General features: G+C 45.8%; 19 protein-coding genes and 1 riboswitch. Of the genes, 6 read left to right on the forward strand and 13 right to left on the reverse strand.

The features are described from left to right. Nucleotides 1-60: 60 nt before the first annotated feature. Genes glmS through AOC20_RS09275 form a run of 5 tightly spaced genes read right to left on the reverse strand, consistent with a single transcriptional unit; the run spans nucleotide 61 to nucleotide 5,606 of the window. On the reverse strand, nucleotides 61-1,893 hold the full coding sequence (glmS, locus tag AOC20_RS09255; RefSeq protein WP_215360509.1) for a glutamine--fructose-6-phosphate transaminase (isomerizing): 1,833 nt from the start codon (nucleotides 1,891-1,893) through the stop codon (nucleotides 61-63). After that, a complete protein-coding gene (gene glmU, locus AOC20_RS09260; RefSeq protein WP_215360510.1) occupies nucleotides 1,893-3,437 on the reverse strand; it encodes a bifunctional UDP-N-acetylglucosamine diphosphorylase/glucosamine-1-phosphate N-acetyltransferase GlmU in 1,545 nt (514 codons plus the stop codon). The genes glmS and glmU overlap by 1 nt, the downstream gene beginning before the upstream one ends. Next, on the reverse strand, nucleotides 3,434-4,342 hold the full coding sequence (gene ttcA, locus AOC20_RS09265) for a tRNA 2-thiocytidine(32) synthetase TtcA (RefSeq protein WP_215360511.1): 909 nt from the start codon (nucleotides 4,340-4,342) through the stop codon (nucleotides 3,434-3,436). Before ttcA ends, glmU begins: the two co-directional genes overlap by 4 nt. A gap of 23 nt (nucleotides 4,343-4,365) precedes the next feature. After that, nucleotides 4,366-4,761 carry a dihydroneopterin aldolase gene (locus tag AOC20_RS09270; RefSeq protein WP_215360512.1) on the reverse strand — a complete coding sequence of 132 codons (396 nt, stop codon included), beginning with the start codon at nucleotides 4,759-4,761 and terminating at the stop codon, nucleotides 4,366-4,368. Between the two features lie 23 nt (nucleotides 4,762-4,784). Next, on the reverse strand, nucleotides 4,785-5,606 hold the full coding sequence (locus tag AOC20_RS09275) for an SDR family oxidoreductase (protein ID WP_215360513.1): 822 nt from the start codon (nucleotides 5,604-5,606) through the stop codon (nucleotides 4,785-4,787). 25 nt (nucleotides 5,607-5,631) lie between these two features. On the opposite strand from AOC20_RS09275, the gene AOC20_RS09280 reads away from it, so the two are divergent. Further along, nucleotides 5,632-6,819 carry a class I SAM-dependent methyltransferase gene (locus tag AOC20_RS09280; protein ID WP_215360514.1) on the forward strand — a complete coding sequence of 396 codons (1,188 nt, stop codon included), beginning with the start codon at nucleotides 5,632-5,634 and terminating at the stop codon, nucleotides 6,817-6,819. Here the strand turns inward: AOC20_RS09280 and AOC20_RS09810 are convergent. Genes AOC20_RS09810 through AOC20_RS09295 form a run of 3 tightly spaced genes read right to left on the reverse strand, consistent with a single transcriptional unit; the run spans nucleotide 6,816 to nucleotide 10,855 of the window. Beyond that, nucleotides 6,816-7,952 carry a tRNA nucleotidyltransferase/poly(A) polymerase-related protein gene (locus AOC20_RS09810; protein WP_215360515.1) on the reverse strand — a complete coding sequence of 379 codons (1,137 nt, stop codon included), beginning with the start codon at nucleotides 7,950-7,952 and terminating at the stop codon, nucleotides 6,816-6,818. The two genes, AOC20_RS09280 and AOC20_RS09810, sit on opposite strands and share 4 nt — an antisense overlap. Further along, on the reverse strand, nucleotides 7,952-8,860 hold the full coding sequence (locus AOC20_RS09290; RefSeq protein ID WP_215360516.1) for a complex I NDUFA9 subunit family protein: 909 nt from the start codon (nucleotides 8,858-8,860) through the stop codon (nucleotides 7,952-7,954). The genes AOC20_RS09810 and AOC20_RS09290 overlap by 1 nt, the downstream gene beginning before the upstream one ends. A 36-nt stretch (nucleotides 8,861-8,896) precedes the next feature. Continuing rightward, nucleotides 8,897-10,855 carry a lytic transglycosylase domain-containing protein gene (locus AOC20_RS09295; RefSeq protein ID WP_215360517.1) on the reverse strand — a complete coding sequence of 653 codons (1,959 nt, stop codon included), beginning with the start codon at nucleotides 10,853-10,855 and terminating at the stop codon, nucleotides 8,897-8,899. An 83-nt stretch (nucleotides 10,856-10,938) separates the two neighbouring features. On the opposite strand from AOC20_RS09295, the gene AOC20_RS09300 reads away from it, so the two are divergent. Next, the gene (locus AOC20_RS09300; protein ID WP_215360518.1) at nucleotides 10,939-11,565 is read left to right on the forward strand and encodes a 5-formyltetrahydrofolate cyclo-ligase; all 627 of its coding nucleotides are present in this window, start codon (nucleotides 10,939-10,941) and stop codon (nucleotides 11,563-11,565) included. Between the two features lie 8 nt (nucleotides 11,566-11,573). Here AOC20_RS09300 and metF read toward each other — a convergent pair whose 3' ends face one another. The 3 genes from metF to metK form a co-directional block, all read right to left on the reverse strand. Continuing rightward, nucleotides 11,574-12,410 (reverse strand): methylenetetrahydrofolate reductase [NAD(P)H], encoded by an 837-nt coding sequence (metF, locus tag AOC20_RS09305; RefSeq protein WP_215360519.1) that lies wholly within the window; start codon nucleotides 12,408-12,410, stop codon nucleotides 11,574-11,576. A gap of 37 nt (nucleotides 12,411-12,447) precedes the next feature. Then, entirely contained in the window at nucleotides 12,448-13,893 is a 1,446-nt protein-coding gene (gene ahcY / locus AOC20_RS09310; RefSeq protein WP_215362304.1) for an adenosylhomocysteinase, read from the reverse strand. A 61-nt stretch (nucleotides 13,894-13,954) separates the two neighbouring features. Beyond that, nucleotides 13,955-14,066, reverse strand: a riboswitch (S-adenosyl-L-homocysteine riboswitch). A 67-nt stretch (nucleotides 14,067-14,133) separates the two neighbouring features. Further along, complete coding sequence (metK, locus tag AOC20_RS09315; protein ID WP_072582616.1) at nucleotides 14,134-15,300, reverse strand: methionine adenosyltransferase; 1,167 nt, start codon at nucleotides 15,298-15,300, stop codon at nucleotides 14,134-14,136. Between the two features lie 203 nt (nucleotides 15,301-15,503). Here metK and AOC20_RS09320 point away from each other — a divergent pair, with 203 nt between their 5' ends. Genes AOC20_RS09320 through dapF form a run of 3 tightly spaced genes read left to right on the forward strand, consistent with a single transcriptional unit; the run spans nucleotide 15,504 to nucleotide 18,201 of the window. After that, on the forward strand, nucleotides 15,504-16,364 hold the full coding sequence (locus AOC20_RS09320; protein ID WP_251373096.1) for a lysophospholipid acyltransferase family protein: 861 nt from the start codon (nucleotides 15,504-15,506) through the stop codon (nucleotides 16,362-16,364). Between the two features lie 23 nt (nucleotides 16,365-16,387). Next, entirely contained in the window at nucleotides 16,388-17,287 is a 900-nt protein-coding gene (locus AOC20_RS09325) for an LpxL/LpxP family acyltransferase (protein ID WP_215360520.1), read from the forward strand. Between the two features lie 59 nt (nucleotides 17,288-17,346). Continuing rightward, nucleotides 17,347-18,201, forward strand: coding sequence for a diaminopimelate epimerase (gene dapF, locus AOC20_RS09330; RefSeq protein ID WP_215362306.1), 855 nt, complete (start codon nucleotides 17,347-17,349; stop codon nucleotides 18,199-18,201). A gap of 12 nt (nucleotides 18,202-18,213) precedes the next feature. Here dapF and pyrE read toward each other — a convergent pair whose 3' ends face one another. Further along, entirely contained in the window at nucleotides 18,214-18,882 is a 669-nt protein-coding gene (gene pyrE, locus AOC20_RS09335; protein ID WP_215360521.1) for an orotate phosphoribosyltransferase, read from the reverse strand. Between the two features lie 8 nt (nucleotides 18,883-18,890). On the opposite strand from pyrE, the gene AOC20_RS09340 reads away from it, so the two are divergent. Further along, the gene (locus AOC20_RS09340; RefSeq protein WP_215360522.1) at nucleotides 18,891-19,673 is read left to right on the forward strand and encodes an exodeoxyribonuclease III; all 783 of its coding nucleotides are present in this window, start codon (nucleotides 18,891-18,893) and stop codon (nucleotides 19,671-19,673) included. 26 nt (nucleotides 19,674-19,699) lie between these two features. Here AOC20_RS09340 and AOC20_RS09345 read toward each other — a convergent pair whose 3' ends face one another. Further along, the gene (locus AOC20_RS09345; protein WP_215360523.1) at nucleotides 19,700-21,019 is read right to left on the reverse strand and encodes an AmpG family muropeptide MFS transporter; all 1,320 of its coding nucleotides are present in this window, start codon (nucleotides 21,017-21,019) and stop codon (nucleotides 19,700-19,702) included.

A 21,019-nucleotide genomic window follows, 5' to 3' on the forward strand; every position in this document is an offset into this window, starting at 1 on the left:
GCCCTGATTTATCTACTGAAATTTGTTCACAACTATCGATGGATGTCAAACAAGAAAAAATTATTCGACTGTGACGCTCTTTGCTAAGTTTCTTGGCTTGTCGACATCAGTACCGCGTGCGCAGGCTGTGTGATAGGCCAATAACTGCAGTGGAACAACGTGCAATATTGGCGAAAGGTAGCCATAATGCTCGGGCAGCTTGATTACATTGATGCCTTCACTACTTGCGATATGGGTATCTTGATCAGCAAAGACATAAAGCTTGCCACCGCGCGCTTTGACTTCCTGCATATTGGACTTTAGCTTTTCCAACAAAACATCGTTAGGCGCGACCGTAACTACTGGCATTTTGTCCGTAACCAATGCCAGCGGGCCGTGCTTTAGCTCACCAGCTGGATAGGCTTCGGCATGAATATAAGAAATCTCTTTAAGCTTTAATGCGCCCTCAAGTGCAATCGGGTAGTGCATTCCACGGCCAAGGAATAGAGCATTCTCACACTTAGCGAAAGCATCGCTCCAGGCAATGATTTGCGGCTCAAGCGCTAACACTGCATGGAGTGCTTTTGGTAGGTGACGCAATTCACGCAATAAATCTTTTTCTTTTTCCAGAGAAATTCTGCCATCGCGTTTAGCAATGGAAACTGCTAAAAGATAAAGCGCTAAAAGCTGAGTAGTAAATGCTTTGGTTGATGCAACACCAATTTCAGCGCCAGCTTTAGTCAAGAAATGCCAATCCGTTTCGCGAACCATAGCACTACTTGCCACGTTGCAGATGGCTAAGGTGAACTGATGGCCGAGGCTCTTGGCATGACGCAATGCCGCCAAGGTATCAGCCGTCTCACCTGATTGTGAAACAACCACAATCAGTGTTTTTGGATTAGGTACGGTAGTGCGATAGCGATACTCACTCGCAATTTCAACTTGCGTCGGAATACCAGCAATGTCTTCCAGCCAATATTTGGCAACACAGGCAGAGTAGTAACTGGTGCCACAGGCCAAGATCAATATTTGATCAAATGCTTTCCAGTCTTCTGGTTTGGCTTCAAATAACTCCGGACCAAATGCAGCAATATTGGCAAGCGTGTCACCAATGGCTCTAGGCTGCTCAAAAATTTCTTTTTGCATATAGTGCTGATAAGGGCCAAGATCCACCGAGTCAGCCTGTGCTGGCATCGGCTTAAGCTCTCTTTGAACAGTCTGACCTGCTTGATCAATCACCTCAAGCTTATCGGCTCTTAGAACGGCTATATCACCCTCTTCCAAGTACAACATGGAATGTGCGCGCCCAGCTAAAGCTAAGGCATCAGATGCTAAGAAGTGTTCGTGATCACCAATGGCAACCACTAAAGGAGATCCAACTCGAGCCCCTACTAAAGTAGTCGGATTATCCTGTGCAATAACGCCAATAGCGTAAGCACCATGCAATTTCGGTAACACCGCCCTCACTGACTGCGCAATATCTTTTTGGCCACCAGCCACATATTGCTGATGAATCAAATGCGCAATCACTTCGGTATCTGTTTCAGATGTAAATACATATCCAGCAGCTTTTAAATCTGAACGTAAAACTTCATAGTTCTCAATAATGCCGTTATGTACTACTGCAATTAAGTCATTTGAAGTATGTGGATGCGCGTTTTGCGTATCTGGCTTGCCATGAGTCGCCCAACGCGTATGAGCAATTCCTAATGTTCCAACAAAGTCTTTGCCTTGCTCGCCTAGCTCTGAAACACGTGCAGTTGTACGAGCTCTTTCAATAGGGTGTTTTACATCATCGCCGTTAATCACTGCAAAACCACAAGAGTCATACCCACGGTACTCCAAGCGGCGTAATCCCTCAACCAAAACATCGACAACGTTTTTATGGGAGGCTGCGCCAACAATACCGCACATTATTTTTTACCCTTTACAGTTTTTTTGACTGCCTTCTTAACAACTGTTTTAGTAATTGTTTTTTTAGGTGCCGCTTTTTTTGCGACTACCTTCTTGACTGGGGCCTTCTTTACCGGCATCTTTTTTGGGGCGCTCTTTTTTTCTTGCTTCACAGGGCGCTGCCATTGCAAAGATATTTGCTTTGCTCTTGATACGGTCAGTTGATTTGCTGGTGCATCCTTAGTAAGCGTTGTACCTGCACCTAAGGTAGCGCCTCGTCCAACGCGCACTGGCGCAACCAGTTGGGTATCAGAACCAATGAAGACATCATCTTCAATAATCGTTTGGTGTTTATTCACACCATCGTAGTTGCAAGTAATCGTGCCAGCGCCAATGTTGACGCGTGAACCCACAATCGAGTCTCCAACATAGGCCAGATGATTGGCTTTGCTGTTAGCAGCAATCTTGCTGTTCTTTACCTCTACGAAGTTGCCAATATGTACATCATTTGATAAGTCTGCGCCAGGACGTAAACGTGCGTAAGGGCCAATAACAGATTGATTGCCTACCTTTGCACCATCCACATGGCTGTATGCATGAATAGCAACACCTTTACCAATCACGCTATTGCGAATCACGCAATAAGGACCAATCTTGGTACCAGCGTCTAAGGTAATGCAACCCTCAAAGACGCATCCCACGTCAATTGATACATCTGTGCCGCACTCTAAAGTGCCCCGTACATCTATGCGTGCAGGGTCTGCAAGTGATACGCCAGCATCCATTAATTGATGGGCAACATTGAGTTGATGCAAACGCTCAAGCGCAGCCAGCTGATCCCGACTGTTCACACCAACAGTCTCAAACTCATCATCGGCATGGGTTGTACGAATGGGCACACCATCTTTGACAGCCATGGCAATCACGTCGGTCAAGTAATACTCACCCTGTGCATTGCTGGCACGTAAAGCCTTAAGCCATTTTTTCAATGAGTTAGTTGGCAATACCATGATACCGGTATTAATTTCTTGAATTGCTTTTTGTGCTGGGCTTGCGTCTTTCTCTTCAACAATCTCTTTTACGGAGCCATCAGCATCACGCACAATACGACCATAGCCAGTTGGGTTGCTGAGGTTCTGAGTTAACAATGCCAGCGCACAATCTTGGCCTCTGACGCCATCAGCCAATTTTGCTAATTTACTGAGTGTCTTTTTAGTGGTGAGAGGTACGTCGCCATACAAAACTAAAGTTGGTTCTTGAACATCTAATTTAGGTAGGGCTTGTAAAAGTGCGTGACCGGTACCCTTTTGCTCAGCCTGTAGTGCAGTCACTACTTTGCTAAAGCTAGCATCTTCTTTGCTGGCATTTGCCAAGAATATTTTTACGTCTGCCGCTCCATGACCAACGACAACTACAGGTCCATTTTTAGTCTGCTTACTCTGCAGTGAAAGCGCTGTACTGAGAACATGTTGAAGTAGGGGTTTGCCTGCTAAAGTTTGCAGGACCTTGGGCAGAGCGGATTTCATCCGCTTTCCTTGCCCAGCAGCCAAAATGACGATATTCATAAAGGGGGATTATAAGTCCCCTGAATGATGGTTCCACAGGCTAATTCGTCTAGTTCAGCCTCATCAATTGCCTTATCGCCTGAAGATCTAGCAGCAATGCCCGATAACTCGGTAGAAATCTCAAGATTTTTGAAATCAAAGGCTTCGCTATCCATCAAATGGGACGGAACAATGTGATGCATTGATCGGAAAAGGTTCTCTACGCGGCCTGGATGTTTTTTCTCCCAATCGCGCAGCATTTCTTTCATGACCTGACGCTGCAAATTAGGCTGACTGCCACACAAATGACATGGAATGATGGGGAAGTTCATATCTGCTGCATAACGCTCCAGCAACTTTTCAGGAACATAGGCCAAGGGGCGAATCACAATATGCTTGCCATCATCAGAGCGTAGCTTTGGAGGCATACCTTTGAGTTTTCCCGCATAAAACATATTGAGCATCAGCGTTTCTAGAATGTCGTCGCGGTGATGACCTAATGCAATTTTTGTCGCCCCTAATTCATCAGCCACACGATACAAAATTCCGCGACGCAAACGTGAGCACAATCCGCAGGTAGTTTTACCTTCCGGAATCACACGCTTCACAATGCTGTATGTATCTTGCTCTTCGATATGATATTGAACGCCTAAACTTTTCAAATAATTAGGCAATATTTCCGCAGGAAAATTAGGCTGCTTCTGGTCCAAGTTGACTGCGATGATTTCAAAATGAATGGGTGCACGTTCGCGCAACTTCATCAAGATATCGAGCATGGCATAACTATCTTTACCGCCTGATACACACACCATTACTTTGTCGCCATCTTCAATCATGCCAAAGTCACCAATAGCCTGACCTACCAAGCGGCAGAGTTTTTTCTCTAGCTTGTTTTCTTCGAAGACAACTTTACGAATATCGCCCATAAAAGTTCTTTTCTAAATTCTTTTTAAGAAGCCTTAATGCGAAATACTTCTACACCTACTGAATGACAATCTGGATAGACATCAGGCTTAGACGTACTGACACATGCAGCCAATACTTTAGGGTGCACTAACATTGCTGCCACGATGTCATCGCAGAAGGTTTCTTGCAAATGAATATGACCCTTAGAGGCTCTAGCCTTAATGGTCTCGCGCATGAAGTCGTAATCTACCACCTCATCTAATTGATCATTTGTTGGCGTATTCATAGCCATTGGAATATAGAGATCAACATTCAAAATAACGCGTTGCTCTGCTTTTTTCTCAAAGTCATGAACGCCGATGTTGATATAGATCTCATAGTCACGTAAAAATAAACGACGACAGTCAATAAGGGCTGGATGAGAAAGAATAGCGTGCATGAATAGGTGCTTTTTAAAAATGCTTAATTGGTTTTAAACATCACATCACGTGATGAAGGTAGTAGATGTTGCCCACCATCTACATATAAAGTGGTGCCAGTAATAGCGCCAGATTCTGCTAAAAATACTGCTGCTTTTGCAATATCAGCAGGCGTTGAGGATTTTCCTAAGGGCGTCATTTGATGTGCTTTAGAAAAACCATCAATCGTCTGGTCGCCTGATGGCAAAGAAATGCCAGGAGCCAATCCAACTACTCGCAAATAGGGTGCAAAATCCATCGCTAATAATTCCACAGAAGTGAGTAACGCAGCCTTAGATAATGTGTATGACAAATAATCTGGGTTGAGATTGATCAACTTTTGATCTAGCAATTGAATAACTGCTGGAATAACAGTCGACATTATTCCAGATGTGATTGCTTTATTTTTTTGATGCTCGAACATCAATTGAGATAACAAAATTGGCGCGGTCAAATTGACCTGCATATGTTCTTGCAAACTTTTTCCACTCAATGGAGTATTTGAGTTGGCGCGATCATATTCAAAAAGGGATGCACTGTTTACTAAACAATCTAGATTGGGGAAAGCATTACTAACAGCCAAGAAAAGGTCCTTGGTAGCGGCTTCACTGGTCAAGTCCGCCTGAAAGGCCCGCACTTTCACCCCGAATGCCCCAATTTCCTCAACAGTTGCAGTAGCCTCTTGAGCTGATCGCCCATAATGGACGGCAACATCCCAGCCTTGACGGGCAAACTGCAAGGCAATTTCTCGACCGAGACGCTTTGCGGCGCCAGTCACTAAAACTGCTTTTACTTGCTGGGATGGGGGCTTTGAACTAGGGTTCAATTAAATTCTCTTAGACTAGCGAGCTATGGATATTACCTTGACCAGCCTTGAAACGGAGCATAGTGCTCTTTTAAAGGCCAAAATAGCCTCTCAAATCGCCTCTAAAGGCGGCTGGCTCCCTTTCTCTCGCTATATGGAGATGGCCCTCTATGAGCCCGGCATGGGCTATTACAGCGCAGGTGCCCACAAACTGGGGGCTGGAGGTGATTTCACTACCGCCCCTGAACTGAGCCCGCTGTTTGGCGCTGCTATTTGCTCGACCCTCTTGCCGGTACTGGAGGCCTTACAGAAAAAAGGTTTGCCTACCCACATTCTGGAATTTGGTGCTGGCACAGGCAAGTTGGCAGTATCCATACTGACTCGACTCAATGATCTTGGTTTTACTCTGGATCATTACGACATCATTGAGATTTCACCAGACTTAGCGCAGCGTCAACAAGAAAGCATTAGTGATGCTGTTCAACAACTCAGTCTCAAGACACAATGCAGCTGGCTCACGCAATTGCCAGAAAATTTCAAGGGCATCATTCTTGCCAATGAAGTGATAGATGCCATTCCCTGTGATGTCATCATTTTTCAAAATGGATTTTGGTATTGGTATGGCGTTACTTTTGAGAGTGACAAACTGATCTGGAAGACAGGTTCTCCAGTAGAACAAAAATTGCTTCCTGAAAGTCTGCTGACTGGCAACTTCTCTGAAGGTTATGTCACCGAACTTCACTCGCCGGCAAATGCCTGGATGCAGCAAATTGCCAAGCATTTAGATGTCGGATTATTTCTCACGTTTGACTATGGCTTTCCTGAAAGTGAGTACTACCACCCCCAAAGACTTGAGGGTACACTCATGGCACACCATCGCCATCATGCCATTCAAGATCCATTTCATCTACCTGGTCTTTGCGACATAACTACACACGTTGAGTGGTCGCAAATTGCTCGCAGCGCATTGGCCGAAAATGTAGATGATGTATATCTCTCGAATCAGGCCGCCTACTTGCTCGATGCAGGCATTGGTGATATTGCCTTAGAGATTGGTGACCCTAGCGACCCAGAAACATTTCTACCAATCTCCAACTCTTTGCAAAAACTATTATCTGAAGCTGAGATGGGCGAACTCTTTAAAGTCTTTGCATTCTCTAAGAAATTAGAAAGTCTGCTACCAGGTCATGTACTTGAAGATTTGCCAGGTCTACGCGGCAGGAATCGACTTTAGCCGAGAGCTTCAAGCGCTGAAGTGACAGCAGCTAATCTAGCGAACTCAAATGCGCTACCAATCCGCTCGCCATTTGACCGATCTTCTGCAGGAACACCGGTAATAATTTCTGCAGTATTGATAGCAAGTGCCTTACGCATAGCATTGATTAAAACCGAAACGTTCATTCCTAATTTTTCGGCAAGATTCAAAATCGCTTGGGCACGATCTGGCTTGCGCCAAACATCTGCACGATTAAACCAATTTAAAACATCCACCGCCTGATAAGATGTATCGAGATACTTGCTTACCAAAACATGGAGATCGCTGAATATTTCACTGAAGTCACGAACTTCGATTGGCATACGAACACAATCAGCCCATGAACGAATTTCACTGGCCGGCAAATCCATCAAGGTAGTTGCACAACGCTCTTCCAAACTATTTCCCGCCAAAGAAAAATGGGCGATGAATGTTTCACGAAAAGACTCTTCGGCTAATTGTGCCGTTAACTTAGATGGCAATATGGCACTGGCTGCACCTGTATTTAGTAAGACCTGAAATAGATGCATTGGTTTAGTAGCAACCAAGCCTCTAGCCAACTCCTGCCAAATACGCTCAGCCGATAAAGCATTTAGCTCGCCTGACTGAACAATCGCTTTTAAGGCGAGCAATGTTTCATCTGCGACAGTAAATTCTGGGAAACGTGCAGCAAAGCGAGCAATACGTAGCAAACGCAATGGATCTTCTGCAAATGCATCAGATACATGGCGAAATATTTTGGCAGCTAAATCCTCTTGGCCGTTAAAGGGATCAATGATTGGTCCAAATGGCTTGCCATCAGAGCCGATCTCTTGAGCCATTGCATTGATCGTTAAGTCACGACGCTCTAAATCTTGCTCCAGCGTAACAGTAGGGTCTGCATAAAAATGAAAGCCTTTGTAACCCTTTCCAGTCTTACGTTCAGTACGTGCCAGCGCATACTCAGCTTGCGTCTCTGGATGCAAAAATACTGGGAAATCTTTACCAACAGGACGAAAGCCCTTAGCAACCATCTCTTCTACACTAGAACCTACCACCACATAATCAATGTCGTGCACAGGTAAACCCATAAGGGTATCTCTGATGGCACCGCCCACTGCATAGATTTTCATTACTGCATACCCTCTAGGGTACGACGACTCATTTTGAATACTTCTGACAGTGCATCAGTGCCATTGACTGGCAAGATATTAGGTAATTGCATTGAAGCTATGTTGTCACGAGACATCAAGGTTGGACCGGGTAGAAATTCAAATGCCAACGCCTGAAGGTGGCCTACAAAAGCGGGAACAGGAATAATGGCGCATGTGGTCTTGGCTTTACGTGCTGCAAACTCGACGATCTCTTTCATGGTGTAAACCGTTGGGCCTACCAGATCATAAGACTGACGAATAGTTTGTGGCATCGACAACGATTTAACAAATGCCGTTGCAACATCATCTACGCTTACTGGCTGAAACTGCGCTTGATGGTTAGCTAATGGCATTGCCGGGAACAATTTAGTTAATTTAGAAAACAAGTTAATAAATTGATCCTGCGCCCCAAAGATGACTGATGGCCTGAAGATAGTCCAGTCTAAATTGCTTGCCTTCACTGCAGCCTCACCATCACCCTTGCTGCGCTGATACATAGATGGGCCTTGAGAATCTGCCCCTAAAGCGCTCATGTGCAAGTAGCGCTTTAAGCCATGTAACTGCATCGCAGTAATAATATTTTTAGGCAACTCAACATGCGCTGCTTTAAATACTTTTCCATAAGGTTGAGCAGGCTTATCGTGCAGCACGCCAACTAAATTAATTACAGCGCCATTAGGTTTAATGCGCTCACAAAGACTCTGTAGTTCATCAAACTCATGAACATCTGCTTCTTCAACATGTATTTTAGGCAACATACGTAATTCACGGGCAGCGCCCAAATGACTGGTTGGTACTAATACGGAATAGCCCGCTAATTGAAGTTGTGCAGCGATAACACGCCCAACAAATCCATTACCGCCGATGAGAAGAATGTCGTATTTCATAGGAAGCTTTCTTGGCTTAGCGCAGTGATGAGGGGTTTAAGGAAGCTCAGATTGAGTTGCAGCCTTAGGAGCGATAACACCTAAGCGCTGTTTTAAAGAATGTGTTTGGCCATTCATTACAGATGAATAGTAATTCGCATTCGAGAGCACATTTTTCACATAGACACGCGTCTCAGTAAACGGAATAGTTTCAGCAAAAATAGCACCCTCAGTGGGACCAGATAATTTTTCACGCCAAGCCTTTGAGCGAGAAGGACCTGCGTTGTAAGCTGCGGAAGCTAAAACCCAAGAACCATCCAAATCAACTAAGACCATATTTAAATAATTACTACCTAAGGTCAAATTGGTATTGGTATCACTTAATTTGTCATTGGTGTAATTCGTCATCCCAATTTTCTTGGCTACATACTTTGCAGTATTTGGCATTACCTGCATTAATCCCGATGCACCAACAGAAGAAGAGGCATTCATAATGAAGCGTGATTCTTGACGGATCAAGCCATAAGCCCAAGCAAGATTCAAATCAATCTGTCTTGCAATAGGAGATAGCTCTTCTTTGAATGGGGTCGGATAGCGCAAACTAAAGTCGTGCTCTTGCTTAGTCCGATCGGCAGTATTCACCACGCGGTCATATAAATGGATACGCTTTGCATATTCTGCTGCGGCCAGTAACTGCTTGTCGGTCATATTGCGCAGCTCCCAATTCCACTCGCGATTACCTTCAAAGCGTAAATTCATGGCATACAAACGCTCGCCCCGAACAAAGCCTTTGCGACTTGCCATTGCATCAATCTCTTGCTCAGTCACTTTTGTTTTAGCAGGTGCATGATTGGATTTACCCAACTCTTCGCGAGCAAGTTGGCCATAAAAATTGTATTGCTCAGCAATTAGCTCAAAACTCTCTTTAGCTTTTGCTTCCTGACCTTCCGCCTTCAATGCGCGGCCATACCAATAAGTCCATGCAGGATCTTTACTGCGCACAGCAGGGTTCATACCATCAATCGCATTTTTTACTAAGGACCAATCTTTAGCGCGCAAGCCTGCGCGCACTTTCCACTCTTGTGACTCAACGGAAAGAAGTTCGTTATAGCCTAGCTCTTGCTGTAGGCGATACGCATCATCTGCGTTTGGATCTAACTTCTTAGCTAAAAATTGTCCGATGACGCCCCATGCAACCGCTTGATTTTCCTTGCTATAACGAGAGGCATTTTGAGAAAAATCGCGATATGTTTTAGCAGGATCTGCTTTAGCCGCTTTAACAATATCGCCAATAGGATCTTCACCACCTAAGCGACGGGCCATGGTGTCAAAACCCCTCTCACTTGCAGCGCGACCAATCGCCTTAGCCTCGCTCGGAGTCATACCACCAGCAGCAACTAGTGATGGCACTAACTCCTGACATGCTTGACCAAAGTAACTTGGGTCTAACAATACAGAACGTGAATCCATTGCCAACTTCGTAGGATTTTCGCCCTGGGACAATTTAGACAATAAGGAGTAACACTTCACTTGTGTATCGTCATCTAATACAAACTTGGCATACTCGGCATCAAAGCGTGCCCAGTCCTTACGTTTACCTAAAACCAATAGCCAATCATTACGCATACGATCAGCCAAGGCTGTACCTTGATATTGATTTAAGAAAGCAACTACCTGAGCATCAGCACTATAGTCACCACGCGCCCCACCAGCGCCATCAAATAATTGTGGCTTGATGCGGAAGTAAGCGACATAGTCGTCAAATGGGTAGTTTGCTAAATTGGATGAAAGTTGCTGAGTACGAAATACATCATTCTTTTTTGCCGCTTCACGCAAGTCAATAAACATCCGATCGGTGTCGGTAATTTCGGCAGGGGCAGCCTTACTTTCATAAGACTTAGGCAAGCTTGGCTTTTTCAGCTTTTCTGCATAGCTATTGGACGCGCCTAGAAGGCAGCCCAAAACCAGAATCTTGGCCCATGAAAGGTATTTGCTGTTTACTGTTGCAGACTTCATTCTGACGATCTAACCCTATCTTTCATTGCAAGGCTTAAGCTTTGCAATACTTGATTACTATATCTTCTAATTTTCGCCTGATAATGGTCGATATGCACGGTAATTCACCAAAAACTCTTCGCCAGGATTTATTAAAACAACGCAAAGAATTTGCTGCGGGCAAAAGCTATGCATCAGCCAAGGCAGATCTCATTGCAAGGCTTAATGGTTTTTTGCTTAAAGCAGGGCAATCTGTCGGATCTATAGCGCTTTATTGGCCCATTCAGGATGAGGTGGATCTACGCCCAACTTTAATCAGCTGGATGAAGAGCGATGCCCATCGCCGACTAGCCCTACCTTTTGCGCGCCCAGATAAGCATCTTGACTTTTTTGAGTGGCAAGAAGGGGATCTCTTAATCCCAAGCGCGCATGGTGTTCCCGAGCCCAATCCAAACAATACTGCTAGACCTCAACTAATCCCTGATTTGATCCTTATTCCTTGCGTAGGATGGTCCTGCTCCGAGATAGATGGCGCAAACCATTATTGGCGACTTGGCTATGGTGGCGGCTATTTTGACCGTACCCTGGCGCAACTACGAAAAGATAATCCAAACCTCATTTGCATGGGGATTGGATTTGGTTGGCAAAAGCTAGACGATTCTCAGTGGGCAGCTCAAACACATGATGAGCCCTTAGACATGCTCCTGACGGAGTCTGATTTATTTTGCTAGATTACTGCTTAAGCTTGCTTTGTCAGGCCTAAGTTATCTGCAATTGCTAAAACTGCATCCGCCTGATTCAGTGAATAGAAATGAATTCCGGGGGCGCCAACAGCTAGCAGTTGATCACACAAGTCGGTGACAACCTCTTCGCCGAATGCACGGATAGAAGCAATGTCATCGCCATAAGACTGGAGACGTAAACGAATCCAGCGTGGAATTTCTGCGCCGCAAGCGTCAGAGAATCTTAACAACTGACTGCTATTGGTGATCGGCATAATGCCGGCAATGATGGGTTGGGTGACACCGAGATCATAGGCCTCATCCACAAAGCGGAAGTAAGCATCGCTGTTATAAAAATACTGGGTGACGGCAGAGTTTGCGCCCGCCTTCATTTTTTGCACAAAGAAATCCACATCACTAGCAGGTGACTTTGCCTGTGGATGCATTTCTGGATATGCGGCTACATCGATGTGAAACCAATCGCCTGTTTCTGCACGAATAAATTCCACCAATTCATTAGCGTGATGAAACTCGCCATACTGGCCCATGCCAGATGGCAAGTCGCCACGTAAGGCCACAATACGCTTCACACCTAATGCCTGATATTGCTTGAGCATCTCGCGCACGCTTTCACGTGAGCTGCCAACACAAGATAGGTGAGGAGCGACCGCTGCACCAGCAGCATGAATGTCACTCACCACTTTTAAAGTGCCAGACTGAGTAGAGCCACCGGCACCAAAGGTCACGGAATAAAACGAAGGCTTAAGCGTTTCAGAAAAACGCTCGCGCACTAGATGCAACTTACTCTCACCTTCAGGTGTTTTTGGAGGAAAGAATTCAATGCTTAATTCCATGATTTTGGGCCTAGGTATCTATTGAACAGTGATTGGATTAATAACGATAGTGGTCAGCCTTGTATGGGCCTTCCTTCGTTACGCCAATGTAAGAAGCTTGCTGATCCGACAACACAGTTAACTCGGCATTCAGAGTCTTCAGCTGTAAACGCGCAACCTTCTCATCCAAATGCTTAGGCAACGTGTAAACACCAACTGGGTATTTATCTGTACCGACAGCATTCCACAATTCGATTTGAGCAATCACTTGGTTCGCAAATGAAGAGCTCATCACATAAGAAGGGTGTCCTGTACCGCAACCGAGGTTTACCAAGCGACCCTTAGCCAAAATGATGATGCGCTTTTCAGGTTTGCCATTTGCCGCTGGGAAAATCACATGGTCAACTTGTGGCTTGATCTCTTCCCACTTGTATTTTTCAATACCAGCAACATCGATCTCATTATCAAAGTGACCAATGTTACAAACGATGGCTTGATTCTTCATCTTCGCCATATGGTCATGTGTAATCACATGGTAGTTACCAGTTGCAGAAACAAAAATATCCGCCTTATCAGCAGCGTAATCCATTGTTACAACGCGGTAGCCTTCCATGGCTGCTTGTAATGCACAGATTGGATCTACTTCGGTAACCCAAACTTGAGCAGACAAGGCGCGCAGTGCCTGGGCAGAACCTTTACCCACATCGCCGTAGCCACAAACAACTGCAACCTTACCTGCCACCATCACGTCAGTAGCACGCTTGATTGCATCAACCAAAGACTCACGGCAACCATAGAGGTTATCGAATTTGCTCTTAGTAACGGAGTCGTTTACGTTAATCGCCGGGAACTTCAAATCGCCCTTAGCAAACATTTGATACAAGCGGTGTACACCGGTAGTAGTTTCTTCAGTTACACCCTTTACTTTTTCTAAGCGTGTTGAATACCAAGTTGGATCTTGTGCCAATTTTTTCTTAATCGCAGAAAATAAAATGGTCTCTTCTTCGCTAGTAGGGTGATTCAAGCAAGCTTGATCTTTTTCAGCACGTGCGCCGAGGTGCAATAGCAAAGTAGCATCGCCACCATCATCCAAAATCATATTGGTGAAGCCGCCATCAGCCCACTCAAAAATACGATGGGTGAAATCCCAATACTGCTCCAGGGTTTCACCCTTAATAGCAAACACAGGTGTGCCATTAGCAGCGATTGCAGCAGCAGCGTGATCTTGGGTAGAGAAAATATTACATGAGGCCCATTGCACCTCAGCGCCAAGCGCTTCGAGTGTCTCAATCAACACTGCCGTTTGAATGGTCATATGTAATGAACCAGTAATGCGCGCACCACGCAATGGCTGCTGTGCGGCAAATTCATCACGGATGGCGATCAAGCCGGGCATCTCAGTTTCAGCAATCGCAATTTCTTTACGGCCGAAGTCAGCCAAAGTAATGTCGGCAATTGCGCAACGAGTTGCAACAAAGTTATTTAAATCAGAAACGGTATTCATTAATGCTCCAGCTAAATACGATCCAATGCTGGAGTAGAAACTCGCTAGCCATTGAATCATGGGTTAGCGAGCGCGGTTGCAATTAGCAAACTCCGGGGTTACCTAGGAATCCACTCCCTTCAAGCCTGGGGAAGTGCTGGGTCTCAGCATTCCTTGCAACGCTCCTTGAAGGTATGCCGTAATTGTAAACAATTACGGCATATTTCGCCTCAATACACCTACAAACTGCGTATTTCCTGCTTACAGACCAGCTGCTGCACGTAATGCAGCCGCTTTATCTGTTTGCTCCCAAGTAAATTCTGGCTCCTCACGACCAAAGTGGCCATAAGCAGCAGTCTTCTTATAAATTGGGCGTAAGAGATTCAGCATCTTCACAATGCCTTTTGGACGCAAGTCAAAGTGTTCAGAAACCAATTGGGCGATCTTCTCATCAGAAATTTTGCCTGTACCGAATGTACTCACCATTACTGAAGTTGGCTTAGCAACACCAATTGCATAAGAGATCTGAATCAAACACTTACTTGCCAAACCAGCAGCAACCACATTCTTTGCAACGTAACGACCAGCGTATGCAGCAGAACGGTCGACTTTAGATGGATCTTTGCCAGAGAAAGCGCCGCCGCCGTGAGGGGCTGCACCACCGTAGGTATCCACGATAATTTTACGACCGGTTAAACCACAATCGCCTTGTGGGCCGCCGATAACGAAACGACCTGTTGGGTTTACCAAAAAGTTAATCGCACCTTTGATTAAGTGCTTAGGCAATACTGGTTTGATGATTTCTTCGATCACTGCTTCACGTAATTTTTCGAGAGAAATTTCTTCATCATGCTGAGTAGAGAGCACAACAGTATCGATCGAGTCAGGCTTGCCATCTACATAGCGCAAGGTCACTTGTGACTTCGCATCAGGGCGCAACCAGTTCAAGCGGCCATCACGGCGCAATTGTGATTGACGCTCGACCAAGCGGTGTGACAAGTGAATTGGCAAAGGCATGAGCTCTGCGGTCTCGTCACAAGCGTAACCAAACATCAAGCCTTGATCGCCAGCGCCTTGATCTAAGCCATCATCATGGGCCTTATCAACACCTTGAGCGATATCAGGACTTTGCTTGTCATAGGCAACTAATACTGCACAACCTTTGTAGTCGATTCCGTAGTCAGTGTTGTCGTAACCAATTTCGCGCAAGGTATTGCGTGCTACTTGGATGTAATCAACGTTTGCATTGGTAGTAATTTCACCCGCTAGAACCACTAAGCCGGTATTACATAAAGTTTCTGCTGCAACACGTGCAGTTGGATCTTGGGCCAAGATGGCATCAAGAATCGAATCAGAAATTTGGTCTGCTACTTTATCGGGGTGACCTTCAGAAACGGATTCTGAGGTAAAGAAGTAATCGTTTGCCATTGCATATTCCTTTAAAAATTAACACGATCATTGGGACAACTCGACGTGCCAGGAACCACAACGGCGACGCTTTAGCAGAATTTATGAATCGCCCTGCAAGTTGCCTTAACTCAGCGATATTCAAATTTTATCCGAAAATTGCCTAATTCGGCAAGGCAAGTGGAAATCCACACACTGAGAGCGGCATTGAATATCATTGGGGGGTGCGAAAAATCCTTCTAAAGCTCTGCCTAAATACGATTGCCCTGCTTCCCCTTGCCCTCGTGCAAGTGATTGGCGCTGCTTTAGGCATGCTGGCTTATGTTGGCTCCAAACAATATCGCTCGCTCTTTCGCCCGCAATACGAAGCTGTAGTGAACTCTCGTGGTTTGCCATTCAAACTATGGGAGGCAGTTCGAGCTTCCGGAATGCTGTTCTCCGATAGCCTGTGGATTTGGCGTAATCCAGCGAAAGCGCTCAGCCTAGTAGAAGTAAAAAATTGGGATTTAGTCGAAGCCGCTATTAGCGAAGGGCATGGCTTAGTCATGCTTACCCCGCACCTAGGTGGCTTTGAAATTATTCCCCGCGTGCTGGCCCAACATTTTCCGGCGACGATTCTGTATCGCCCTTCGCGTCAAGAGTGGCTCAATGAAGTAGTGGAAGAGGGTCGCGCCTATCCCAATATGCATTTTGTTCCCACCAACCTCAATGGTGTGCGCCAGATGACCAGAGCACTCACTCGAGGCGAAGCTATTGGCATTCTCCCGGATCAAGTCCCTAGCGGCGGTGAAGGCGTATGGGTACCTTTTTTTGGACGCCCTGCTTACACAACACCATTGCCAGCCCGACTTGCCAATCGTAACAACACACCGGTAGTAATGTTTACCGCCAAGCGCAAATCTATTGGCAAAGGCTGGCTCATGCAAGCAACTCGTCTTACGCCATTGTCAGAGGATGCCAATATTGCCGCTGCAGAGCTCAATATTGCGATTGAAAATGCAGTACTCATCGCACCAGAACAATTCATTTGGTCTTACAACCGCTATAAGCATCCAGCCGGTGCAGAATTACCGCCAAGCAATTAAATAAATTCGTTATCATTTTTGAAATGACCTGGTTACAAAACCTCTTCAATTTTTTAGCGCTTAGTCTTTTGCGCCTCTTTGCCTTCCTGCCTTACACGATTACAGTCCATGCAGGATATGGTGTAGGCTGGCTTGCAGCCCATATTCCGAATAGTCGAACCAATGTAGTCAAAACCAATTTACGCCTGTGCTTTCCCAATCTCAGCGAAAAGGAAATTAATGATCTCGCAATTGAGCACTGGAAACTATTTGGCCGTAGCGTATTGGAACGAAGTCGTATCTGGCTTGGCAGTGGTAAACAAATTACCGATATCGTCACAATCAAATCAGCCATCACCCTGGGAGATCGTAAGCCACGCCTACTCATCAACCCACATTTTGTCGGGCTTGAAGGTGGCTTTATGGCGCTCTCCGTATTAGCCAACCAACATGACTGGCCACGCGGCGCAGGTCTTTATCAAAATATGAAAAATCCCTTCTTCAATCAAAAGATGATTGAATGGAGAAATCGCTTTGGTGGAAAATCGATCGAGCGACAAAGCCGCTTACGCGATCTCATTCGAGAAATTCAAACGGGTAACTTTATTTTTATTGCGCCCGATATTGATTTAGGTCCGCGTGACTCTGTATTTGTGCCTTTTTTTGGCATCCAAACTAACACCATTACTTCCGTCTCCCGCCTAGCAAGGCTCAGCGGGGCTGAAGTGTGTCTCATGACAACCACGCTAAATAAAGACCGCAAAGGGTATACCTGCCATATCAGCGAACCTTTGCCAAACTTTCCAAGTGATGATGTTGAAAAAGATACCGCACGCTTAAATCAATATATTGAAGAGCTTGTTCGCGAAAGACCGGCAGAGTACTATTGGGTACATAAACGCTTTAAACATAGACCCGAAGGCGAACCTAGTCTTTACGATTAAACGGAAATATTGTGAGTACCAACACCAGCAATTCAAGACGCAAACTGCGCTTCACCAAAATGCACGGTGCTGGCAATGATTTCATTGTTCTCAATGGCATCGATCAAGATCTCAGCAACATTAGCAAAGAGCAATGGCGGAGCTTAGCGCATCGTCAATTTGGCATCGGCGCAGATCAGATTCTCTTGGTTGAAAAAGCCACGCGCCCAGATGCAGATTTTCGGTACCGTATTTTTAATGCCGATGGTGGTGAAGTAGAGCAATGTGGTAATGGCTCTCGTTGCTTTGTGCGCTTTGTTTTAGATCAAGGTCTTTCTGACAAGAATCCTCTACGCGTGGAAGTTGCCCACACCGTCCTTACTCTCAAGTCCCATGCTGATGGTCAAGTAGAGGTGGATATGGGCGCGCCTATTTTTGAGCATAGCCAAATCCCATTTAATGCCAATGGTTTAGCAAGCGTTCAAGAGTTTCAAGAAACCTTATATGCACTTCCACTAAAAAACCCTGCAACGCACGACAGTTTGGTTGGTGTTCTATCAATGGGCAATCCACACGCCGTGCAAGTGGTTGGTGATGTTGATAGTGCACCCGTCCTTGAAGAAGGCTCCGAGATTGAGAAATTTGCAGCATTCCCCAAAAGGGTAAATGCAGGTTATCTACAAGTGATTCATCGTAATGAAATCAAATTACGCGTCTTTGAACGTGGTGCTGGAGAAACTCTGGCCTGTGGGACCGGAGCTTGTGCAGCCGTCGTGTCAGGCATTCGTAGAGGTCTACTAGACTCGCCTGTAACAGTACACACCCGTGGAGGAGATCTACAAATCGCCTGGGGTGGGGTACTGAATGGCGTTGCTCAAGCAGTCATCATGACTGGTCCAGCGGTTACTGTCTTCGAGGGCGAAACAACAATCTAAAAGTGATTGCTTTTAGATTCCATATTTTTCGCGATAGGCTTTTACAGCAGACAAATAATTGGTTAGCTGCGCATCGCTGGAAGAAGTTAAGAAGGACATGAGACCAGCTAGGTTTGCAATTGCAATCACTGGTAAACCAAACTCTTGCTCAACAGCTTGCACTGCGGATTGATCTCCGATTTCTACTGCATTACCAGAACGCTCCATACGATCAAGAGCAATGAGGACGGCAGCTGGTTCTGCACCAGCATTGCGAATGAGATCCACCGACTCTCTGACGGAGGTCCCTGCTGAAATCACATCATCAATAATGACTACCTTGCCTTTAACGGGGGCGCCGACAAGCATGCCACCTTCACCATGGTCTTTTGCTTCTTTGCGGTTATAGGCATAAGGCACATTAATACCGCTGTCAGCCAAAGCAATGGCTGTAGCAGCCGCTAGAGTGATGCCTTTATAGGCCGGGCCATATAGCATGTCGTATTGAACACCCGACTCTTGCAAAGCCTTGGCGTAATAACGACCCAAGGCACTAAGGCGAGCACCATCATTAAATTCACCGGCATTAAAGAAATAAGGCGAAAGTCTTCCCGCTTTAGTTTTAAACTCCCCGAAGGACAAAACCTTTGCCTCTAAAGCAAAGCGAATAAAGTTATCTTGATTTGAATTATTTGAGCTCATAGGCCTACATGTTACGCATCATTTCCGCGAACCTCAACGGTATCCGTTCCGCAGTCAAAAAAGGCTTTCTGCCATGGGCAGTTAAGCAAAAAGCAGATTTCATTTGCATGCAAGAGCTCAAGGCTCAACGCGATGACCTAGAGGACGCCATTCTGAATCCAGATGGCATACATGCCTTTTTCCATCATGCCGAGAAAAAAGGCTATAGCGGCTGTGGCATCTATACCCCGCATAAGCCCGATGAGGTCTTATACGGCTACGGCAATGAGGAGTTTGATGCTGAGGGGCGCTATGTAGAGGCTCGCTTTAAAGCGCTTTCAGTGATTTCGGTCTATATGCCCTCGGGCTCAAGCTCGCCCGAGCGACAAGAGGCGAAATACCGCTACCTCGATAGCTTCCTGCCACACCTTCTAGCCCTCAAGAAGTCTGGTCGTGAAATTGTCCTTTGTGGAGACGTGAATATCGCCCATCAAGAAATTGATCTGAAAAACTGGAAAGGCAATCTCAAAAATTCTGGATTCTTACCGGAAGAGCGCGCATGGCTCACCAATCTTTTTAGCCAAGTAGGTTACGTCGATGTCTATCGTCAACTAGAGCCAGAGGCAACCGAAACTTGCTACACCTGGTGGAGCAATCGTGGCCAAGCGTATGCAAAAAATGTAGGCTGGCGCATTGACTATCACATCACCACACCAGGAATTGCAGCTACAGCCAAGAAAACCACCGTATACAAAGATGAGAAATTTTCAGATCACGCACCATTGACAGTGGACTACGACTGGAAGATTTAAACAACAAGAGGGGAAATTACTGCCCTCTACTCCCCTTCTTTTTTAATCTGAACAATCTTGAAATGAATCGTCGCCCAAATTAAGAGCAAGACAGGGGCGCCAATAATGGCGGTGCCATAGAAAAATGTTTGGTATCCAAAGTTGTCGACAAACACTCCGGAGAAGCCCGCCAGCCATTTGGGTAGGAGCAGCATCATCGAGCTAAATAATGCGTATTGAGTTGCTGAGTAGCGGATATTGGTCAGTGACGATAAGAAGGCAATAAAGGCTGCACTGGCAATGCCTGAACTTAAGTTATCGGCAGAGATTACCCAAATCAATCCATGTAAATCATGACCTTGTGTTGCAAGCCACGCAAACAATAAATTACTGACTGCCGAAAGAACTGCGCCTACAAACAGAATTCTTAACACTCCAAAGCGCAGGGTAAGTACTCCACCAACAAAGGCACCTACCAAAGTCATCACCACACCAAATACCTTGCTCACCGCCGCAACTTCGTCCTTGGTGTAACCCATGTCAACATAAAATGGATTGGCCATAATGCCCATCACTACATCGCTAATGCGATAGACAGCAATCAAAGACAAAATCAAAACAGCATGCCAGCGATAGCGGGTAATAAATTCTGCAAACGGCTCTACCAAGGTTTGATATAGCCACGCCTTGGCAGTGCGTACCTTTGCCAACTCATACTTCACTGGCTCTTTACTTAACAAGGTTGTAATAACGCCAACGCCTATAGAAGCTGCCATACAGAGATACGCAAATTGCCATGCACTGGCATCGTAACCGCTGCCTGTTTCAGCACGAGCAGCAAGCCAGAGAACACCTGCGCCAGCCCATATCAGAGCTAGTCGATAGCCAGTTTGATAAGTGGCAGCCAAGGCCGCTTGATGATCGCTATTGGCTGATTCAATCCGAAAAGCATCCAATGCAATATCTTGAGTGGCAGATCCAAACGCTACCAATAGCGCACACCAAACAATAGAGTTGAGTGCGAGCTTGGGGTCTAAGGTCGACATACCGACAAGTCCCAAAATGATGAGCGCTTGCGCAAAAAGTAACCAACTACGACGGCGACCAAATAATTTAGTCAGCAAGGGAATTTGCAAGCGGTCTACGAGGGGCGCCCAAACCCACTTAAAGGCATAGATCAAACCAACCCAAGTTAAGTAACCGATAGTACTGCGATCAATCCCGGCTTCGCGCAACCAAAAGCTGAGGGTGCCCAGAATGAGTAACAAAGGCAACCCTGCAGAGAAGCCCAAGAAGAGCATCCGTAAACAAGGCCACTCGAGGTAAACCCGAAAGTCTTTTAACCAAGATTGGACTGCAGTTAACAC

This window comes from Polynucleobacter ibericus (assembly GCF_018687955.1).
Taxonomy (GTDB): domain Bacteria; phylum Pseudomonadota; class Gammaproteobacteria; order Burkholderiales; family Burkholderiaceae; genus Polynucleobacter; species Polynucleobacter ibericus.

Excerpts from the sequence above, each read along its gene's own strand:
- glmS (WP_215360509.1), bottom strand. The coding sequence starts at position 1,893 with ATGTGCGGTATTGTTGGCGCAGCCTCCCATAAAAACGTTGTCGATGTT.
- glmU (WP_215360510.1), bottom strand. The coding sequence starts at position 3,437 with ATGAATATCGTCATTTTGGCTGCTGGGCAAGGAAAGCGGATGAAATCC.
- ttcA (WP_215360511.1), bottom strand. The coding sequence starts at position 4,342 with ATGGGCGATATTCGTAAAGTTGTCTTCGAAGAAAACAAGCTAGAGAAA.
- AOC20_RS09270 (WP_215360512.1), bottom strand. The coding sequence starts at position 4,761 with ATGCACGCTATTCTTTCTCATCCAGCCCTTATTGACTGTCGTCGTTTA.
- AOC20_RS09280 (WP_215360514.1), top strand. The coding sequence starts at position 5,632 with ATGGATATTACCTTGACCAGCCTTGAAACGGAGCATAGTGCTCTTTTA.
- AOC20_RS09810 (WP_215360515.1), bottom strand. The coding sequence starts at position 7,952 with ATGAAAATCTATGCAGTGGGCGGTGCCATCAGAGATACCCTTATGGGT.
- AOC20_RS09290 (WP_215360516.1), bottom strand. The coding sequence starts at position 8,860 with ATGAAATACGACATTCTTCTCATCGGCGGTAATGGATTTGTTGGGCGT.
- AOC20_RS09295 (WP_215360517.1), bottom strand. The coding sequence starts at position 10,855 with ATGAAGTCTGCAACAGTAAACAGCAAATACCTTTCATGGGCCAAGATT.
- AOC20_RS09300 (WP_215360518.1), top strand. The coding sequence starts at position 10,939 with ATGGTCGATATGCACGGTAATTCACCAAAAACTCTTCGCCAGGATTTA.
- metF (WP_215360519.1), bottom strand. The coding sequence starts at position 12,410 with ATGGAATTAAGCATTGAATTCTTTCCTCCAAAAACACCTGAAGGTGAG.
- ahcY (WP_215362304.1), bottom strand. The coding sequence starts at position 13,893 with ATGAATACCGTTTCTGATTTAAATAACTTTGTTGCAACTCGTTGCGCA.
- metK (WP_072582616.1), bottom strand. The coding sequence starts at position 15,300 with ATGGCAAACGATTACTTCTTTACCTCAGAATCCGTTTCTGAAGGTCAC.
- AOC20_RS09325 (WP_215360520.1), top strand. The coding sequence starts at position 16,388 with ATGACCTGGTTACAAAACCTCTTCAATTTTTTAGCGCTTAGTCTTTTG.
- dapF (WP_215362306.1), top strand. The coding sequence starts at position 17,347 with ATGCACGGTGCTGGCAATGATTTCATTGTTCTCAATGGCATCGATCAA.
- pyrE (WP_215360521.1), bottom strand. The coding sequence starts at position 18,882 with ATGAGCTCAAATAATTCAAATCAAGATAACTTTATTCGCTTTGCTTTA.
- AOC20_RS09340 (WP_215360522.1), top strand. The coding sequence starts at position 18,891 with ATGTTACGCATCATTTCCGCGAACCTCAACGGTATCCGTTCCGCAGTC.